The organism is Sphingomonas sp. (assembly GCF_017745215.1).
In the GTDB taxonomy this organism is placed as follows: domain Bacteria; phylum Pseudomonadota; class Alphaproteobacteria; order Sphingomonadales; family Sphingomonadaceae; genus Sphingomonas.
On record NZ_JAGHZV010000001.1, the window covers coordinates 362,672 to 380,195 of the forward strand.

Below are 17,524 nucleotides of genomic sequence, written 5' to 3' on the forward strand. Positions count from 1 at the left end.
CATCATGGCTGCGGGCCAGGCCGCCGTACTCGAGCGTAGCGTTTACGACGGCAGCAGTGCGCTGCTGCCGTCGCCCTATCTGCTGTTCCTCGGCGATGTGACCGAGCCGGGCTATGCGAAGACCGCCTTCGGGCTTCGCGACTGGGCCGGCGAGCGCTGCATCGGCGAATATGCGCTGCCCGGTGCCAGGGTGAGCACCGGGCTGCCGCAGATGACGCCCGCCGAAGCCGCCGCGCGGGGCGCGCAGGCGCTGGTGATCGCGGTGGCGACGCCGGGCGGGGCGATCCCCGCGCTCTGGGAAGCTGCGCTGGTCGAAGCGCTGGCGGCGGGGCTCGACATCGTCGCGGGCATGCACCGCAAGCTGGGCGACATCCCCTCGGTCGCGCGCATCGCCGCGATCAACGGGCGCCGGCTCATCGACATCCGCATGCCGCCGCCGGACATCCCGGTGGCGAGCGGGAAGAAGCGCACGGGCAAAAGGCTGCTCACCGTGGGCACCGATTGCGCGCTGGGCAAGAAGTATACGGCGTTAGCGGTCGCGCGCGCGCTCCAGGCGCGCGGCCGTGACGCCCAGTTCCGCGCCACCGGCCAGACCGGGATCATGATCGCGGGCGAGGGCATGCCGATCGACGCGGTGGTCGCCGATTTCGTCGCCGGCGCCGCCGAGCTGCTCACGCCCAGCGCCGCGCCCGGCCATATCGACGTGATCGAGGGGCAGGGCTCGATCTTCCATCCTTCCTATGCGCCGGTCTCGCTGGGGCTGCTCCACGGCAGCCAGCCCGATCTGTTCATCGTCTGCCACGATCCGTCGCGCACCAGCGTCCTCGGCCATCCGGACTATCCGTTGCCGAGCATCGAGGCGGTGATCGAGCTGACGACGGCGCTCGGCCGGCTCACCAATCCGGCGATCCGCTGCGCGGGGGTGAGCCTCAACACGCATGCGCTCGACGCCTTGGCCGCCGACACCGAGATCGCGCGCACCGCCGAGCGGCTGGGACTGCCGGTGGCCGATCCGATCCGCGGCGGCCCGGCATTCGAGCAACTGCTGGACGCCTGCCTGGCATGAGCGACGGCGCGACCCGGCACAGCTGGTTCCAGCGCTTCCTGTTGCCGGGGTTCGCGTTCAAGGCGGTGGTGATCGGCGGCGGCTATGCAACCGGCCGCGAGATCGCCGAATTCTTCCTGCCCGCGGGTCCCTGGGGCGGGCTGTTCGCGATGGTCGTCGCGATGCTGCTGTGGAGCGGGATCGCCGCGATCACCTTCGCCTTCGCCCATGCGACGCATACGCGCGACTATCGCAGCTTCTTCAAGGCGCTGCTCGGCCGGGCGTGGTTCGTGTTCGACCTCGCCTATGCGGTGTTCGTCGTGCTGATCCTCGCGGTGTTCGGCGCCGCGGCGGGGGCGATCGGCGCGGCGGCGTTCGGGCTGCCGCCGCTCGTCGGCACGGTGGCGCTGATGGCCGGGATCGCGGCGTGCGTTGCCTTCGGCAACCGCAGCGTCGAGCGCGCCTTCGCCTGGATCTCGATCCTGCTCTACGGCGTCTATGCGATCTTCTTCGTTCTCGCGCTCACCCGCTTCGGCGACCGGATCGCAACGACTTTCGCCGCCGCCGGCCCGCCCGAGTCCGGCTGGCTGAGCGGCGGGATCGCCTATGCCTCGTACAACATCATCGGCGCGGTGGTGGTGCTCCCGGTCACCCGCCACCTGACCAGCCGCCGCGACGCGGTGGTCGCCGGGCTGGTCTCGGGCCCGCTGGCGATGCTGCCGGCGCTGCTCTTCTTCCTGTGCATGACCGCCTTCTCGGCCGAAGTCGCCGGCGCCGCGCTGCCGTCGGATTACCTCCTGACCCGCCTCGGCTCGCCGGCCTTCCACATCCTCTTCCAGCTGATGATCTTCGCCGCGCTGCTGGAGAGCGGCTCCGGCGCGGTCCATGCGATCAACGAGCGCATCGCCGGCGTCGCGCATGCGGCGGGCCGCCCGCTCGGCGTCGTCGCGCGCGCGCTGATCGCGCTGGCGCTGCTCGCCTTCTGCATGCTCCTCGCCGACCGCTTCGGGCTCGTCGCGCTGATCGCCAGCGGCTATCGCGCGCTCGCCTGGACCCTGCTCGCCGTCTTCGTCGTGCCGCTGCTGCTGATCGCGCCGGCGCGCCTGCTCAAAGCCCCAAGAGAACCCGCCCCGGAGGTCGCATGAACAAGCTGCTCGCCACGCTGGCGCTGTCGGTCGCGGCAGTCGCCGCACCGGCGCTCGCCGATCCGCCCAAGGGCTTCGAGGCGCGCGTCGAGGCGGTCCGCCAGAAGGCTGGCGTCCCCGGCATGGCGATCGCGATCGTCGAGGGTGGCAAGACCACGCTCGCGCGCGGCTGGGGCATCCGCAAGCTCGGCACGACCGACAAGGTCGATGCGCACACGATCTTCATGATCGGCTCGACCGGCAAGGCGATCACCACCGCCGCGCTCGCGACGCTCGTCGACTCGGGGAAGATCGGCTGGGACGACAAGGTGGTCGACCACATCCCCTGGTTCCAGATGTACGATCCCTGGGTGACGCGCGAGATGACCGTGCGCGACCTGCTCGTCCACCGCAGCGGCCTCGGGCTGGGGCAGGGCGACTTGCTGATGGTCCCGCGCGGCAGCCTCTCGCGCGCCGAGACGGTGAAGCGCATCCGCTACCTCAAGCCCGCGACCAGCTTCCGCTCGAGCTATGCCTATGACAACATCCTCTACATCGTCGCCGGCCAGCTGATCGAGGAAGTCACCGGCCAGTCGTGGGAGGATTATGTCCGCGAGCATGTGTTCGGCGCCGCCGGCATGCTCGACGGGATCACCGACGACGCGCATCATTTCGCCAACCCCAACCGCGCCTGGCCGCATGCGAAGATCGGCGGCACGATCCGCGGCCTCGCCGACCTGCAGGTGCTCGACGAGCGCGACCAGCTCGGCCGCGCGGGCGCCCCGGCGGGGATGATCGGGCTCAGCGCCACCGACATGGCGACCTGGCTCAAGATCCAGCTCGCGCACGGCGCGCTGCCCGACGGCAAGGGACGCCTGTTCAGCGAGGCCGCCTCGGCCGAGATGTGGGCGCCGGTCACGCCGATGCCGATCCATGGCTGGCCCGGGCCGCTCGCCGCGCTCACGCCGACCTATCTCGGCTATGCGCTGGGCTGGGAAGTCCAGGACTATGCCGGCCACCAGATCCTCTGGCACGCGGGCGGGCTGTTCGGCTCGGTCTCGGTGGTCGTGCTGATCCCCGAGAAGAACGTCGGCTTCGGGATCGAGCTCAACAGCGAGGACAGCATCGCCCGGCTCGGGCTGATGTACGAGCTGCTCGACCATTACCTCGGCCAGCCGCCGCACGACTGGCCCGCCAAGTTCGAGGCCTTCGTCAAGCAGCGGCTCGACGGCGCCGCGGCGGCGGTGACGAGCAAGGCGGCGACCCCCGCGGGCGTCGGCCCCTCGCTGCCGGCGGATCGCTACACGGGCACCTATGTCGATCCCTGGTACGGCAGGCTGGTGATCGGCAAGGACGCCAAGGGCCTGACGGTCGACTTCACCACCACGCCCAACATGCGCGGCCGGCTCGAGCATTGGCAGTATGACAGCTTCATCGCCCGCTTCGACGACAAGGGGATCGAGCCGGCGTACCTCAGCTTCGCGCTCGATGCCGATGGCGCGGTGAAGACGATCACGCTCAAGCCGGTTTCTCCGCTTGCGGATTTCAGCTTCGACTATCAGGACCTGCTCTTCACGCCGGCACCGGCGGGCAAGTGATTCGAGGGGGGCGTGCGTGACGACGGGGATGCGAATTAGAGGGCGCCGGATCGGCTGATCCGGCGCGCGTCCCTTCGCCTTTCCCGTCGCCCTTCGTTTCCGGTGAACCCCGATGCCATTCCCGTGCCGCCTCCTCGTCGAGGCCGATCCCTGCCCGCAGGCGCTGCTCCGCGTCCTCGGGCTCGTTGCCCAGCAGATGCTCGAACCCGCAAAGTTGACCGCCGATCGCGAAGGCGGATGCTGGCGGCTCGAGATCGCGTTCGACGATTTGCCCGAGCCCAAGGCGGAACTGCTGCTCGCCAAGACCGAGGCGATCGTCGCGGTGCATCGTGCGCGGTTGGTGGTCCCGACACCCTGAACCGTCATCCCGGCGAAAGCCGGGACCCAGGGCCACGAGCGATGTCCTTGGTAACCCTGGGTCCCGGCTTTCGCCGGGATGACGGTTATGGTGTGCGGAAGAAGATAACCCTCACCCGAACAGCTTCGCCAGTATCCCGCTGTTCACGAGGTTGTACACGCTCGTCAGCGTCAGGATCGCGCCGACGAACATCAGCAGCAGCTTCGGGTTCACCCGCTTCGCCAGGATCGCGCCGAACGGTGCCGCCGCGACGCCGCCGATCAAGAGGCCGGTCGTCGCCAGCGTCAGCGCTTCCCAGCCGAGCTGGCTGAGGAAGGTGATCGAGATCGTCAGCGTCAGGAAGAATTCGGCGGTGTTCACCGTCCCGATCGTCTTGCGCGGGCTGGCGCCCTGGACGAGCAGGTTCGAGGTCACGATCGGGCCCCAGCCGCCGCCGCCCGCCGCGTCGAGGAAGCCGCCGATCAGGCCCAAGGGCTCGATCACCTTGGGCTGGCGCTCCTGCGGCGGGAACCGCCAGCCGCGGTAGAGCAGGTTGAGCCCGATCAGCGTCAGGTAAAAGAGGATGAACGGCTTTACCTGCGTCGCATCGACGTTCGAGAGGAGATAGGCGCCGATTACCCCGCCGACCACGCCGGGGATCATCAGCCGGAAGAACATCTTCCAGTCGACGTTGCGGTGGATCGTGTGGCTGATGCCGGAGACCGCGGTCGTCGCCGTCTCCACTGCATGCACCCCCGCCGAGGCTGCCGCGGGGGGCACGCCCAGGCTCAGCAGCAGCGTGTTCGAGATCACGCCGAACGCCATGCCCAGCGCGCCGTCGATCACCTGCGCGACGAACCCCACGGCGATGAACAGGGCGAGGTGCTCGACGTTGATCCAGGAGAGATCCATTATGGCCGGGTCCTTTTATCTCTAGCGAATGACTATGGTATTGCACGGGCAGCGGCAAGGGCCGTGATCGGCGGCGATTGTCCCGACAACGCTCAACCGAGCAGCTTGTAGCCTGCGAACGCCAGCACCAGCGCGAGCGCCGGCTGGATCGCGCGCTCGGGGACGACGGCGGAGAGCTTCGATCCGATGACGATCCCCGGCAGTGACCCGACCAGCAGCATGCCGAGCAGGCCGAAGTTCACCGATCCCGCGATCAGGTGGATGACCCCGCCGATCAGCGCGATCGGCACGGCATGGGTGATGTCGGTTCCCACCAGCTTCTTGAGGTTGAGCCGCTTGGGGTAGAGGAGCAGCAGCATCGTCGCCCCCAGCGCCCCCGCGCCCACCGAGGTGAGCGTGACGAGCGTCCCCAGGATCGCGCCCGCGACGATCGTCGCGGCGAGTTTCATCACCGGGAAGCGCGGGCTCGAGCGGACGGGAAGGGTGGTCACCCAGCGCGCCAGCCGCACGCGCATCAGCGTCGCGAACGACGTGAGGATCAGCACGACCCCCAGCACGCGCGAGAGCGTGCCCGCGTGGCTCAGCCGCTCGACGTTGTAGTGCCACAGGAACAGCCCCGTCAGCAGCGCCGCGGGCACGCTGCCGATCGCGAGCAGCCGCACCACGCCGAAGTCGACACTCTCGTTCCGGTGGTGCACCGCGCCGCCCACGGTTTTGGTGATCGCGGCGAACCACAGGTCGGTGCCGATCGCGGTCGAGGGCGCGATGCCGAACAAGAGGATCAGGATCGGCGACATCAGCGAGCCGCCGCCCACGCCGGTCAGCCCCACCACCAGCCCGACGAGCAGCCCCGCGAGCGCGTTGAGCCAGTCGATCACGCCGTGGGCGCTCGCGTGGGGAGGGTGCAAGGGACGGGCCGGCGGCGCGCGTGCTGCAGGATCATTGCCTCCCCGTGACGGACCGCGATTCGCTTGGGGCCAGCCGCCGCCTCCGCACAATAGCCCTGCGCCGAGCCGCTCCGCGCGGGCGGCGAAACGGCGGCTTGGCAAGTCGATATCGCTCGGGCACAATTCGAGCATGCATGTGCTCGGCGTATCGAATCCTCGGCAAAATGTCCGGTTCTCGCCGCTCGCGCGTCTAGATAGCTGAATCGCACGCATCGCCACATGCCCAGCCTCGCGGAAATGCTCGAGAAGGCCAGGCGCGCGGTGCTGCGGCGAGGGGTGCCTGAACAGGACGCGGATGAGCTCGTGCAGGATGCATTCCTGAAGATCGAACACTATCAGCGCACGCACGAAGCGCGCTCGCAGGAGGCGTTGCTCGTCACCGCGGCGGTCAATCTCTCGATCGACCGGCGCCGCCGCGACGCGCGCGCGCCCTTCGCCGAGATCGACGACCTCCACGAGATCGCCGATGCGATGCCCGATCCCGCGCAGATCGTCGAGCAGCAGGCGCGCCTCCGCCATGCCGCGCGCGGGCTCGACACCCTGTCCGAGAAGACGCGGCGCATCTTGCTCAAGCGGCGGCTCGATGGGATGAGCTATGCCGAGATCGCGGCGTCCGAGGGGATGAGCGTCGCCGCGGTGGAAAAGCAGGTCGCGCGCGCGACGCTGCAATTGATGCAATGGATGGAGGGGTGGTGAGCGGCGCGGCGCTCCGGGAGTCGATCGACGCGGAAGCTGCGGCCTGGGTGGCGCGGCTGCAGGGCGACGTGCGCGACACGGGGACCGATGCTGCGCTCAAGGCGTGGCTCGACGCCGACCCCGCGAACGAAGCCGCGTTCGAGCGCGCGACCGAGGTCTGGGCGATGATCCCCGGCGCCGCACTCTGCCGCGAGGCCGAGGCCAAGGCGGGAGCCCGGGCGGAAGCGCGCGTCGTGCCGATGCCGCGGCGCAGGGTGATGCCCCTGCCACAGCTCGCGCTCGCCGCCTCGCTGCTGCTCGTCGTGGGGATCGGCGCGCTGCTCTGGCTGCTCGAAGCGCCGAGCTATTCGACCAGTGTCGGCGAACAGAAGGTCGCGACGCTCGAGGACGGCAGCCGCATCGCGCTCAACACCGACAGCCGGCTCGAAGTCCATTATGGCGCCGCCGAGCGCCGGGTCGAGCTCGAGCGCGGTGAAGCGATGTTCGAAGTCGCGCACAATGCCGCGCGGCCGTTCATCGTCGTCGCGGGCACCACGCGGGTGCGCGCGGTGGGGACGAGCTTCATCGTGCGGCGCGAGGGCGACACCGTCGTCGTCACGCTGATCCAGGGCAAGGTCGCGGTCACCGACAGCCGCGCCGAGGCTGCGGCGATGCCCCAGGCCACCACTGCCGCACCGGCGATGATGATCGCCGGCCAGCGCCTCACCACCGAGGCAGGCGGGCTGATCGAGCGCGACGTTCAGTCCGCCGAAGCGGCGACTGCGTGGCGCCGCGGGCAGGCGGTGTTCAGCGACACGCCACTGTCGCAGGCCGTCGCCGAGCTCAACCGCTATGGCGGGCCGCGCATCGCGATCGACGATCCGGCGCTCGGCGCGCTCCCGGTGTCGGGCGTGTTCGCCACCAACGATACCGAGGAATTCGCCCAGGCCGTGGCGGCGCTGCATGGTTTAAGGGCGCAAAAGACCGGCGAGACATTGCACATCGTGCGCTGACGTCCCGCGCAGTGACATTTTTATGTCGTGGCCATGTCGGTTTTGCATCGCAGCATCGTCTACCCCTGTGACGGGAGCAGAAAAGGGTCGCGCTCCCCAGGGGGAAACCATGCGTTCCAAACTCACGCTTTCCATGCTTGCCGCCAGCTGCGCCGTGTTCGTCGCGCCCGCTGCCCATGCCCAGGCGCGCTACGGCTTCGACATGCCCGCGCAGCCGCTCGAGACCGCGCTGCGCACGGTCGCGTCGCGCACCACCACCAACATCGTCTTCGCGGGGAGCGCGGTCCGGGGCAAGACCGCGCCGGCGCTCCACGGCGACTATAGCGCCGAGGCGGCGTACCAGGCGCTGCTGCGCGGCTCGGGGCTGACGCTCAGCGTCACCCAGGGCGGGTCGTACATCGTCAATGCGCCGACCGGGCAGGACCGCACCGGCGGCGGCCAGCCGGGCTCGATCGCCGGCCATGTCGCGCGCGCCGACGGGAGCCGCAACCTCGCCGGTGCGCTCATCCGCATCGTCGAGACCGGCCAGACCGCCACCGCCGACGACCAGGGCGATTTTCGCTTCCCGAGCCTCGCGCCCGGCGAGTACACGCTCGAAATCTCGTTCCTCGGCTTCCAGACGGTCACCGAGACGATCGTCGTTCCCGCAGGCGGCCCCGCCACCGTCGACCTCGCGCTGACCGAAGGCAGCGACGATGGCGCGCCGATCGTCGTCTACGGCCAGCGCAGCGCCCGCGCCAACGCGCTCAACTTGCAGCGCACCGCCGAGAATAATTCCGATGTCGTCTCGGCCGACGACCTCGGCAACTTCACCGGCACCACCTTCTCCGATGCGCTCCGCCGCGCGCCCGGCGTCGCCTTCGTGCGCGACTCCGTCACCGGCGACGGCACCAACGTCATCGTCCGCGGCATGGACCCGGACATGAACAACGTGAAGCTGAACGGCCTCCAGCTGCCCGTCGGCAACGGCACGGGCCGCTCGGCCGATCTGAGCAATTTGCTCGCGGATTCGGTCAGCAAGATCACGATCAGCAAGAGCCTGCTGCCGAGCCAGGATAGCGCCGGCACCGGCGGCCTCGTCGAGATCGAGACGATGTCGCCGCTCAACCGCCCGCACCGCTACGCCAATTTCCAGCTCGAGGGCGGCAGGAGCGGCAACGGCTTCAGCGACGATTTCCTCGCCTCGGGCACCCTCTCGGGCCGCTTCGGCGGCGGCGAGAACTTCGGCCTGAGCGCCTCGGTCCAGTATCGCCGCAACTCGGTGCGCAACATCTCGTACAACACCGTGATGAAGATGGTGACGCTGCTGCCGAACGACGCGAACGGCCAGCCGACGCTCGATTCGGGCGATGCGCTCGATCCCAACGCGACCTATCCCTTCGCCCCCGACGACGGCAAGCCGCGCCCCTACCAGCTCCAGACCTATTTCAACCATGTGACGCAGAAGACGCTCGCCGCGACGCTCTCGGCCGAGTGGCAGATCGGCACGCACACCAACCTCAAGCTGGTCGGCCAGCACGCCGAGGTCGATCGCACCACCTATTCGCTCAACGACATCTTCGGCGGTCTCGTCGAATATTCGGACGTTCCGGGCGGCCAGCCGGTCTCGTCGCTGCATCTGCCGATGGGGGCGGGCAGCGCTTCGCTCCAGCGCGAGCAGCAATATTATTACGATCCCAACGCCAAGACGATCACCGACACCTACAGCTTCACCGGCAAGTCGGCGTTCGGCAAGTTCACCTTCAACTATCTGCTCGGCTATGCGCATGGCAGCGCGCGCGACGACCGCGCCACCACGCTCGACCTGCGCATGCCCGATGCCGATGCGCTGCCGGGCTATTTCCTCCCCGAGGCGACCGACGCGACGCTCGGCTATATCGTCACGCCCTTCGCCCCGCGCAGCGGCAACGGCATCCAGCTCCCGCTGCTGAGCACCGCGGGCTGGGCGCTGATCAACAATAGCGCCAGCTACCAGATCCAGAACGGCACGGGCCAGATCGACACGACCACCGGCCGCAACGATCGCTACACCGCCGATCTCAACGTCCATTGGGACCTGGACTTCGGCCCGCTCAAATATCTCGAGGCCGGCGGCCGCTACGAGCGCACGGCCTTCCAGAACAACAATGTCCGCACCCAGTTCGGCGGCACCTCGACCGCGGCGTCGCTCGGCCTGGCCTTCGAGCCCACCGATCTCGCGCGGATCGGCATCACCGGCAACGGCTTCAATGCGATGAGCGAGAGCACGCTCATCCACTTCCTCGACAATCTCGACGACTATCTCGCCAAGAACCCGGACCTCACGCTGCTCCCGATCGTGCCCGCCCAGGGACAGGACGAGCAGGAGACCCGCGAGACCAACTATGCGGCGTACCTCCAGGCCAAGCTGCAGTTCGGCAAGCTCGAGGTGATCGGCGGCGTGCGCTACAACCGCACCAACCTGGCCGCCAAGAACCTCGTCTTCCCCACCTATATCGGCCCCAAGCCCGACGGCAGCGTCGGCCCCGATCTCGACTTCCAGAACGAGTTCACCAAGCTGGTGACCGAGACGGCGAAGTCGCAGGATTTCCTGCCGCGCGTGCTGTTCAACTATCGCCAGAGCGACGACCTCATCTTCCGCGGCGGCTATTACATGTCGGTCGCCCGCCCGCAGATCCGGCAGCTTTCGACGCAAACGTCGATCAGCTTCATCAACTTCCCGATCCCCGGACCCAAGGGGCCGGTGCCGATCCTTCAGATCAACTCGGGCAATCCGAACCTGAAGCAGGCGACCACGCACAACTTCGATGTCAGTGCCGAATATTACCACAAGATCGGCATCATCAAGGTCAGCGGCTTCTACAAGCGGATCGAGAATCTCCTCCAGTCGAACCAGACCAACGGCCCGGCGAACCTGGCGAACATCACCCTGCCCGACAGCATCTATTTCCACGGTGCGCCCTATTTCGATCCGGCGCATCCCGAGAATTACTTCATCACCGGCGGCTCGCCGATCAACAGCACCCACCCGGCGACGATCTGGGGCATCGAGAGCCAGATCGAGCGCACCTTCGATTTCCTCCCCGGCGCGCTCTCGGGGCTGGGCGTGTTCGCCAACTACACCTTCACCAAGAGCTCGCGCTGGGATCGCTACAGCTGGCCCTATGCCCAGCCGGGCAAGGAGCTCTACGAATATTCGGGCGTGCCGTTCGCCTATCAGCCCAAGCATTCGGGCACCGCGGCGCTGACCTACAACAAATACGGTTTCGACGCGACGCTGGCCTACAGCTTCCAGTCCAAGGCGCTGGCGAACTTCTATCCGCGCGACCTCTCGGTCTACAACAAGGGCGTCGGCACGCTCGACTTCCGCGGCGAATATTATTTCAACCCCGGCATCGGCAAGATGCGCATCTACGTCGAGGCGTCGGACCTGACCCGCGGCACGCGCAGCCCCGACGTCGAGCAGCTGATCGCCGGCTATTACGCCAACGCGACCTACCTCGGCGGCCGCAAGTTCAAGCTCGGCATCGCCGCGACCTTCTGAAGACCACCACCAACGATTTGTGCGCAGCGTAACTCTGCCGGCCCCGTTCACCCGCGGGGCCGGCCTTTTTCGGGAACCGATCACATGAAAGCCATCAAGTTGCTCCTGACGGCGGCGACGCTCGCCGTTGCGGCCGCCCTGCCGGCGCAGGCCCAGGAGCTGGTGCCGTACAAGCAGTTCACGCTTCCCAACGGCCTGCGCGTCGTCGTCCATGAGGACCACAACACGCCCAAGGTCGCGGTCGCGGTCTGGTACCACGTCGGCTCGATGAACGAGCCCGACGGCAAGTCGGGCTTCGCGCACCTCTTCGAGCACCTGATGTTCAACGGCTCGGAGCATCACGACAAGGAATATATGCCGCCGCTCCAGGAGATCGGCGTCTCGGGCGTCAACGGCGCGACCTCGCTCGACCAGACCTATTATTACGAGATCGTCCCCACCGGCGGACTTGAACGCGTTCTCTGGCTCGAATCCGATCGCATGGGCTATCTGGCCGGCGCGATCAGCCAGGCCAAGCTCGACGAGCAGCGCAAGGTCGTCCAGAACGAGAAGCGCACCCGCGAGAACACCCCCTATGCGCTGATGGACCAGCGCGAGGCGGCGGCGCTCTTCCCCGTCGGCCATCCCTATCACCATCCGACGATCGGCTCGATGGAGGATCTCGACACTGCGAAGCTCGACGACGTGAAGGGCTGGTTCGCCCAATATTATGGCGCGACCAACGCCGTGGTCTCGCTCTCGGGCGACGTGACGCTCGAGCAGGCCAAGACGCTGATGCAGAAGTATTTCGGCAGCGTCCCCGCCGGCACGCCGGTCAGCCGCACCACCGCCTGGGTGCCCGTGCTCGATCGCGACAAGGCCGAAGTGATGCAGGACAATGTGCCGCAGACCGCGGTCGCGTGGAACTGGGCGGTGCCCGGCCGCGGCACGCCCGAATCCGCGACGCTCCAGCTCGCCGCCCAGGTGCTCGGCCGCGGCAAGACCTCGCGGCTCTACCAGCTGCTCGTCCAGGAGAAGCAGCTGGCGACCTATGCCTCGGCGCAATATGCCGGCTATGCGATCGCCGGCGTCTTCTCGGTCGACGTGCGCCTCAAGCCCGGCGTCGATCCCGCGGTCGTCGAGGCCGAAGTGAAGAAGCTCCTCGCCGACTTCCTCGCCACCGGCCCGACGCCGGCCGAGCTCGCGCGCACCAAGGCGAGCGCCTATGCCGAAAATGCCCGCGCGCTCGAGACGATCTACGTCAAGGCCATGGCTTTGGCGGATGGCCTCGTCTTCGCCGACAATCCCGGGGATTATGCGGTGAGCGACAAGCGCTTCCAGGCGCTCACCGCGCCGCAAGTGCTCGCCGATACCAGGGCATGGATCGGCAAGCCGAGCTATCGCCTCACCGTCGTGCCCTTCGGCAGCCCCGTCTCGGCCGCCGATGGCGCCGACCGGACCAAGCTGCCCTCGCTCGCGGCCTCGCCCGCGCTCAAGCTGCCCGAGCTGCGCGAGGCCAAGCTCTCGAACGGCATCCGCGTCGTGCTCTCCGAGCGGCCGGGCTCGCCCACGGTCGAGCTGGCGATGGTCTTCGATGCGGGCAATGCCGCGGAGCAGCACATGAAGCGCGGCGTCGGCGACTTCACGCGCGGGCTGATGGACGAGGGCACCAAGACGCTGACCTCGCAGCAGTTCGCCGAGCGCCAGGCGATGCTCGGCGCGCGCGTCAACAGCTATGACGACGCCGACACCACCGACTTCGCGCTCTCGGCGATGCCGCGCGCGCTGCCCGAGACGCTGGCGCTGTGGGCCGATTACATCCGCAATCCGGCCTTCCGCCCCGCCGATCTCGAGCGTGACCGGGCGCTCCATCTCTCGGACCTGTCGCAGTCGCTCGCCAATCCGGAAGAGATCGCCCACGGCACCTTCACCAACCTGATCTACGGCGCCGACCACGCCTATGGCACCCCGCTCGCGGGTCGGGCGGAAACGCTCAAGTCGATCACGCGCGACGATCTGGTCGCCTTCCACGAGAGCTGGATCCGGCCCGACAATGCCGTGATCTACGCCTCGGGGAACACCGATCTCGCGACGCTGGTGCCTGCGCTCGAAAAGGTGTTCGGCGACTGGAAGGCGCCGGCCCGCCCCAAGGGCAGCAAGACGCTCGACCCGGTCGCCGAGGCCAAGGCACCGCGCATCGTGCTCGTCGACAAGCCCGGCGCGATCCAGTCGGTGATCCGCGTGGGGCAGGCGATGCCCGTCACCTCGGCGTCCGAGGAATTCACGATCGGCGCGATGAACGACGTGCTCGGCGGCAACTTTACCTCGCGGCTCAACATGAACCTGCGCGAGGACAAGGGATGGACCTACGGCGCGAACAGCTTCGTCGTCGAGGACAAGGGCCCGGGGATGTTCGGCGTCGCGACCAGCGTCCAGACCGACAAGACCGCCGAGGCGCTGGGCGAGATCGACAAGGAGATCCGCGCGATCCGCAAGGAGAAGCCTGCGACGCCCGCCGAACTCGACCTGCTCGCGAAGGGCGAAGTGCTCGGGCTGCCGGGCCGCTTCGAGACCAACCAGGCGATGGTCGGCTATCTCCAATATGTGAACCGCTTCGGCCGGCCCTATGACTGGATCACGACGCTGCCCGCGCAATATGCCGCGCTCGGCACCGGCGCGATCACCGCGGCGGCGCAGCAGCTTCATCCGGACGCGATGACCTGGGTGATCGTCGGCGATCTGTCGAAGATCGAAGCGAAGGTGAGGGCGCTGAACCTCGGCCCGGTCGAGGTGTGGGACGCCGAGGGGCGAAAGGTTCGCTGACGCGCACGTCGGCTGCAACGGGCGCTTCCCTCCTTGGAGGGGGGACTTCCAGGTCGTATCGGCGTTCAGAATCGAAGGTCGGCGCTTCCGCCAGCCACGCTCGTCACCCCGGCCTTGTGCCGGGGCCCAGCGGCAAGCAAGGGCCGGAATAGAGCCTCTCGTCCGGCGGGCGTGGCGAAGAGGCCCCGGCGCAAGGCCGGGGTGACAGCGTGTTTTGGTGGATGTCGATACGCCCCGAGCCTGAAACCGGGTGATCCGTGCGCTCGGCTTGGGGATCAGCCGCCTCGAACGCCGTGTCCGCGGCGGCCGGCTGCGGCCGGCTTCCCGCCCCAGCCGGGCGGCTTGCAAAATAGGAATTCAGGCGCGACTCCATTCGTCGCTCTTTCGCATCGTCGGCCCTCGCCGGCGCTCAGTTCGGGCCCCCGCGCGTCCGCTTGTCCCGGAAGGATTTTTCAGATGATTGGTGTCAACCGTGTAAACTGTAGTATTTGAATACTACACCGGGAGTCGTCTGGATGTCGATCCGTCCTAAGGCCCCAGCCGCGCGATCCGCGCGCGCTCGGCTTCGGGGATCAGCCCCTCGAGCACTGCCCAGAACCCGCCCACCGCGCCCTGGCCAGCGCTCGAATAGGCGGCGGACATCTTCTCGCGCAGCATCTCGAACAACTGGCTCTCGAGCGCGGCGCCCTCGCTCGTCAGCCGCAGCAGCCGCTGGCGCCGGTCGCGGTCGCCGGTGCGCGTCTCGACCAGCCCGCGCTCGCCCAGTTCGCCGAGCACCCGTCCCAGCGATTGCTTGGTGATGCTCAGCAATGCCAGCAGTTCGCTCACGCTCAGGTCGGGCTTGCGCGCGATGAAGTAGAGCGCGCGGTGGTGCGCACGTCCCAGGCCCTGCTTGGCGAGGCTGGCGTCGATCGTCCGCGTCAGATGCGCGTAGCCGAAATAGAGCAGCTCGATGCCGCGGCGGATCTCGGGTTCGCGCAGGAACAGCGGCGAGGCGGGAATTGGGGCAGCCATGTTGACCAATCTTGCCACGCGCCTTAGGCACAGGCAACCCGCCGTTCCGAGCCCCGTCGTGGGCCAAAATCCTGGGGAGTGACATGGAAGACGCTGCCGTTCTCGACTTCGCGATCGAAGCCCATCCGGGCCCGGTGCCTGCGGAGCAGCGCGCGGCGATTCTCACCGACCCGGGCTTCGGCAAGACGATCACGGACCATATGGTGGTGATCAACTATCACGAGAGCCGGGGCTGGCATGCCCCTCGCGTGGTGCCCTATGGCCCGCTCCAGGTGAGCCCGGCCTGCGCGGTGCTCCATTATGCGCAGGAGATCTTCGAGGGGCTCAAGGCCTATCGCCTGCCCGACGGCGGCGCGGCGCTGTTCCGCCCCGAGGCGAACGCGCGCCGCTTCAACGAGTCGGCCGAGCGGATGGCGATGCCGGCGCTCCCCGAGGACCTGTTCATCGCCTCGATCGACGCGCTCGTCCGCGCCGATCGCGACTGGATTCCGGAGATCGAGGGCGGCTCGCTCTATCTGCGCCCGTTCATGTTCGCGAGCGAGAACTTCCTCGGCGTGAAGCCGGCGTCGGAGTTCCTCTACATCGTCATCGCCTCGCCGGCGGGCTCCTATTTCAAGACCGCGGATTCGGTGACGCTCTGGGTCTCGGAGCACTATACCCGCGCGGCGCCCGGCGGCACCGGCGCGGCCAAGTGCGGCGGCAACTATGCCGCGAGCCTCGTCGCCCAGGCCGAGGCGATCCGCGAGGGCTGCCAGCAGGTCGTGTTCCTCGATGCGGCCGAGCATAAGTGGGTCGAGGAGCTGGGTGGCATGAACGTGATGTTCGTGTTCGACGACGGCTCGATCCAGACTCCGCCGCTCGGCGGCACGATCCTTCCCGGCATCACGCGCGATTCGCTGCTCACCCTTGCGCGCGACGCGGGCCTCGCGATCCGCGAGGAGCCCTATTCGATGGCGCAGTGGCAGGCCGATGCCCAGAGCGGCCGCCTGCGCGAGGCCTTTGCGTGCGGCACGGCAGCGGTGGTGACGCCGATCGGCAAGGTGCGCGGCCGCGGCTTCGAGTTCGCGATCGGCAACCAGGGTCCGGGGGTGGTGTCGCAACGGTTCAAGGACGAGTTGGTGGCGATCCAGCGCGGCCGTGCGCCCGATCCGCACAATTGGGTGAAGCGGCTCTTCTGAGCCCTTCCATCCGGCGAGCGCGCCGCTATAAGCCCGCTCTCCGCTGGGGCGTCGCCAAGTGGTAAGGCAACGGTTTTTGGTACCGTCATTCGGAGGTTCGAATCCTCCCGCCCCAGCCAAGCAGTCGGTCAATATCGGCGCGTTCAACCTGGGCAACGCGTTCGGCGCAGCGTTTGGGCGGAGGCGTGATCGCGGCGGGGCTGGGTTACCGCGCGGTCGCGCTCGCAGGCGCGGCCACGTCGATCCTGGGCTTGGTTGGTCTGCGGCTGGCGAGCCGACGCGATCGAGCGGCGGGAGTCCCGCACGCCCGCAACGGGTCGTCCGCCTCGATGAACGCCTGACTGTCGAGGCGACCTGCGTTCTTGAGCGTCTCCCGGTCGCGGTGTTCAGGTTGCCCGCGAAATCAGCGAGACCCCCAAGCGAACCGAAGAGACGCGCGCTCCGTCGCGCATCTGCATCAATTTCTCGACCAGCAGGCTTCCCGCCTGGTGGTCATCTTCCTTGACGGTGGTCAGCGGAGGCTCGAAGGCCTTTGCCTGGGGTATGTCATTATAGCCGATCACCGCGATATCGGCCGGTACGGACAGCCCGCATTCCTTTGCCGCCCGCACCGCTGCCATTGCCAGCATGTCGGAAGCGCCAAAGATTGCATCCGGTTCGGCGTCGCCCAGCCGATTTCTTACCGCAAGATGGGCCTCGTCATAGGAGAAGCCCCGGATCGGCAGTTCCTCGACGACGACTTCGGTGCCCAGAGCGGCGCGGACGCCGTCGAAACGAAGCCGTACCTGGTCGGTCTCCGGGTCGCCAACGAGGAGGACATGCCTGCGCCGGCGTCGCGCCAGTTCCTGGCCGACCATCTCGCCGCCGGCAAAATTGTCGCTGCCGACGGTGCAATAGACAGCGTCGGGCAAGGCTGCCCCGTAGATGACGATCGGGAACAGGGGTGCCAGTTCCTGGAGCAGCCGATGTTGTCCGCCCTGTCCGAGAAATATGGCGCCGCTCGCGCCGATATCGCTGAACTGCCGCTGATACCGCTCGACGGACGGCTCGCGAGGGCAGAGGGCGATCTCGTAATCGCGGATCGCCAGGGCATGCGCGACATCGGAGAGCAGTTCGAAGATGAACGCGTCCGGGGAAGCCCTGCCGGGTCCCGACGAGGTGAAGTCGATGACGATCGCGATCTTGCGCGCCGATTTCCCGCGCAGAGCCTGGGCCGCCGCGTTCGCGACAAAGCCATGCTCCTCCGCGAGCTGCTGGATCCGCTTTCGGGTTTCCGGCAAAACCGAGTCAAGATTGCGCAACGCGCGTGAAACGGTGGGGATCGAGACCCCCGCCATCTCCGCGAGATCGGCCATC

The 17,524-nt window shown here is 67.9% G+C and carries 13 protein-coding genes and 1 tRNA gene; 10 read left to right on the forward strand and 4 right to left on the reverse strand.

From position 1 onward, the window contains the following. Positions 1-4: 4 nt before the first annotated feature. The 4 genes from J7495_RS01805 (at position 5) to J7495_RS01820 (ending at position 4,125) form a co-directional block, all read left to right on the forward strand. Positions 5-1,066, forward strand: a complete 1,062-nt coding sequence (locus J7495_RS01805) for a DUF1611 domain-containing protein (RefSeq protein WP_294054352.1) — start codon at positions 5-7, stop codon at positions 1,064-1,066. After that, positions 1,063-2,190, forward strand: a complete 1,128-nt coding sequence (locus tag J7495_RS01810; RefSeq protein WP_294054353.1) for a hypothetical protein — start codon at positions 1,063-1,065, stop codon at positions 2,188-2,190. The genes J7495_RS01805 and J7495_RS01810 overlap by 4 nt, the downstream gene beginning before the upstream one ends. Next, entirely contained in the window at positions 2,187-3,767 is a 1,581-nt protein-coding gene (locus tag J7495_RS01815; protein ID WP_294054354.1) for a serine hydrolase, read from the forward strand. Before J7495_RS01810 ends, J7495_RS01815 begins: the two co-directional genes overlap by 4 nt. A gap of 112 nt (positions 3,768-3,879) precedes the next feature. Next, positions 3,880-4,125: a hypothetical protein gene (locus J7495_RS01820; RefSeq protein WP_294054355.1), complete on the forward strand. Its 246-nt coding sequence runs from the start codon at positions 3,880-3,882 to the stop codon at positions 4,123-4,125. 111 nt (positions 4,126-4,236) lie between these two features. Here J7495_RS01820 and J7495_RS01825 read toward each other — a convergent pair whose 3' ends face one another. Continuing rightward, positions 4,237-5,016 carry a sulfite exporter TauE/SafE family protein gene (locus J7495_RS01825; RefSeq protein WP_294054356.1) on the reverse strand — a complete coding sequence of 260 codons (780 nt, stop codon included), beginning with the start codon at positions 5,014-5,016 and terminating at the stop codon, positions 4,237-4,239. Positions 5,017-5,108: 92 nt separating this feature from the next. Continuing rightward, entirely contained in the window at positions 5,109-5,924 is an 816-nt protein-coding gene (locus tag J7495_RS01830) for a sulfite exporter TauE/SafE family protein (RefSeq protein ID WP_294054357.1), read from the reverse strand. A 258-nt stretch (positions 5,925-6,182) separates the two neighbouring features. On the opposite strand from J7495_RS01830, the gene J7495_RS01835 reads away from it, so the two are divergent. The 4 genes from J7495_RS01835 (at position 6,183) to J7495_RS01850 (ending at position 13,976) form a co-directional block, all read left to right on the forward strand. Next, positions 6,183-6,659, forward strand: coding sequence for an RNA polymerase sigma factor (locus J7495_RS01835; RefSeq protein WP_294054358.1), 477 nt, complete (start codon positions 6,183-6,185; stop codon positions 6,657-6,659). After that, positions 6,656-7,651 carry a FecR family protein gene (locus tag J7495_RS01840; RefSeq protein ID WP_294054359.1) on the forward strand — a complete coding sequence of 332 codons (996 nt, stop codon included), beginning with the start codon at positions 6,656-6,658 and terminating at the stop codon, positions 7,649-7,651. The genes J7495_RS01835 and J7495_RS01840 overlap by 4 nt, the downstream gene beginning before the upstream one ends. 109 nt (positions 7,652-7,760) lie before the next feature. Further along, positions 7,761-11,174, forward strand: coding sequence for a TonB-dependent receptor (locus tag J7495_RS01845; protein WP_294054360.1), 3,414 nt, complete (start codon positions 7,761-7,763; stop codon positions 11,172-11,174). A gap of 84 nt (positions 11,175-11,258) precedes the next feature. Next, on the forward strand, positions 11,259-13,976 hold the full coding sequence (locus J7495_RS01850) for a pitrilysin family protein (protein WP_294054361.1): 2,718 nt from the start codon (positions 11,259-11,261) through the stop codon (positions 13,974-13,976). 528 nt (positions 13,977-14,504) lie between these two features. On the opposite strand, the gene J7495_RS01855 is transcribed toward J7495_RS01850, so the two are convergent. Further along, the gene (locus tag J7495_RS01855; RefSeq protein WP_294054362.1) at positions 14,505-14,990 is read right to left on the reverse strand and encodes a helix-turn-helix domain-containing protein; all 486 of its coding nucleotides are present in this window, start codon (positions 14,988-14,990) and stop codon (positions 14,505-14,507) included. A gap of 83 nt (positions 14,991-15,073) precedes the next feature. Here J7495_RS01855 and J7495_RS01860 point away from each other — a divergent pair, with 83 nt between their 5' ends. Next, positions 15,074-16,168 carry a branched-chain amino acid aminotransferase gene (locus J7495_RS01860; RefSeq protein ID WP_294054363.1) on the forward strand — a complete coding sequence of 365 codons (1,095 nt, stop codon included), beginning with the start codon at positions 15,074-15,076 and terminating at the stop codon, positions 16,166-16,168. 44 nt (positions 16,169-16,212) lie between these two features. After that, positions 16,213-16,287, forward strand: a tRNA-Gln gene (locus J7495_RS01865). A 267-nt stretch (positions 16,288-16,554) separates the two neighbouring features. Here J7495_RS01865 and J7495_RS01870 read toward each other — a convergent pair. Continuing rightward, positions 16,555-17,523 (reverse strand): LacI family DNA-binding transcriptional regulator, encoded by a 969-nt coding sequence (locus J7495_RS01870; RefSeq protein ID WP_294054364.1) that lies wholly within the window; start codon positions 17,521-17,523, stop codon positions 16,555-16,557. Position 17,524 lies beyond the last annotated feature (1 nt).

Bases quoted from the DNA above. Each gene is read 5' to 3' on its own strand.
- J7495_RS01805 (WP_294054352.1), top strand. From the start codon at position 5: ATGGCTGCGGGCCAGGCCGCCGTACTCGAGCGTAGCGTTTACGACGGC.
- J7495_RS01810 (WP_294054353.1), top strand. From the start codon at position 1,063: ATGAGCGACGGCGCGACCCGGCACAGCTGGTTCCAGCGCTTCCTGTTG.
- J7495_RS01815 (WP_294054354.1), top strand. From the start codon at position 2,187: ATGAACAAGCTGCTCGCCACGCTGGCGCTGTCGGTCGCGGCAGTCGCC.
- J7495_RS01820 (WP_294054355.1), top strand. From the start codon at position 3,880: ATGCCATTCCCGTGCCGCCTCCTCGTCGAGGCCGATCCCTGCCCGCAG.
- J7495_RS01825 (WP_294054356.1), bottom strand. From the start codon at position 5,016: ATGGATCTCTCCTGGATCAACGTCGAGCACCTCGCCCTGTTCATCGCC.
- J7495_RS01835 (WP_294054358.1), top strand. From the start codon at position 6,183: ATGCCCAGCCTCGCGGAAATGCTCGAGAAGGCCAGGCGCGCGGTGCTG.
- J7495_RS01845 (WP_294054360.1), top strand. From the start codon at position 7,761: ATGCGTTCCAAACTCACGCTTTCCATGCTTGCCGCCAGCTGCGCCGTG.
- J7495_RS01850 (WP_294054361.1), top strand. From the start codon at position 11,259: ATGAAAGCCATCAAGTTGCTCCTGACGGCGGCGACGCTCGCCGTTGCG.
- J7495_RS01855 (WP_294054362.1), bottom strand. From the start codon at position 14,990: ATGGCTGCCCCAATTCCCGCCTCGCCGCTGTTCCTGCGCGAACCCGAG.
- J7495_RS01860 (WP_294054363.1), top strand. From the start codon at position 15,074: ATGGAAGACGCTGCCGTTCTCGACTTCGCGATCGAAGCCCATCCGGGC.
- J7495_RS01870 (WP_294054364.1), bottom strand. From the start codon at position 17,523: ATGGCCGATCTCGCGGAGATGGCGGGGGTCTCGATCCCCACCGTTTCA.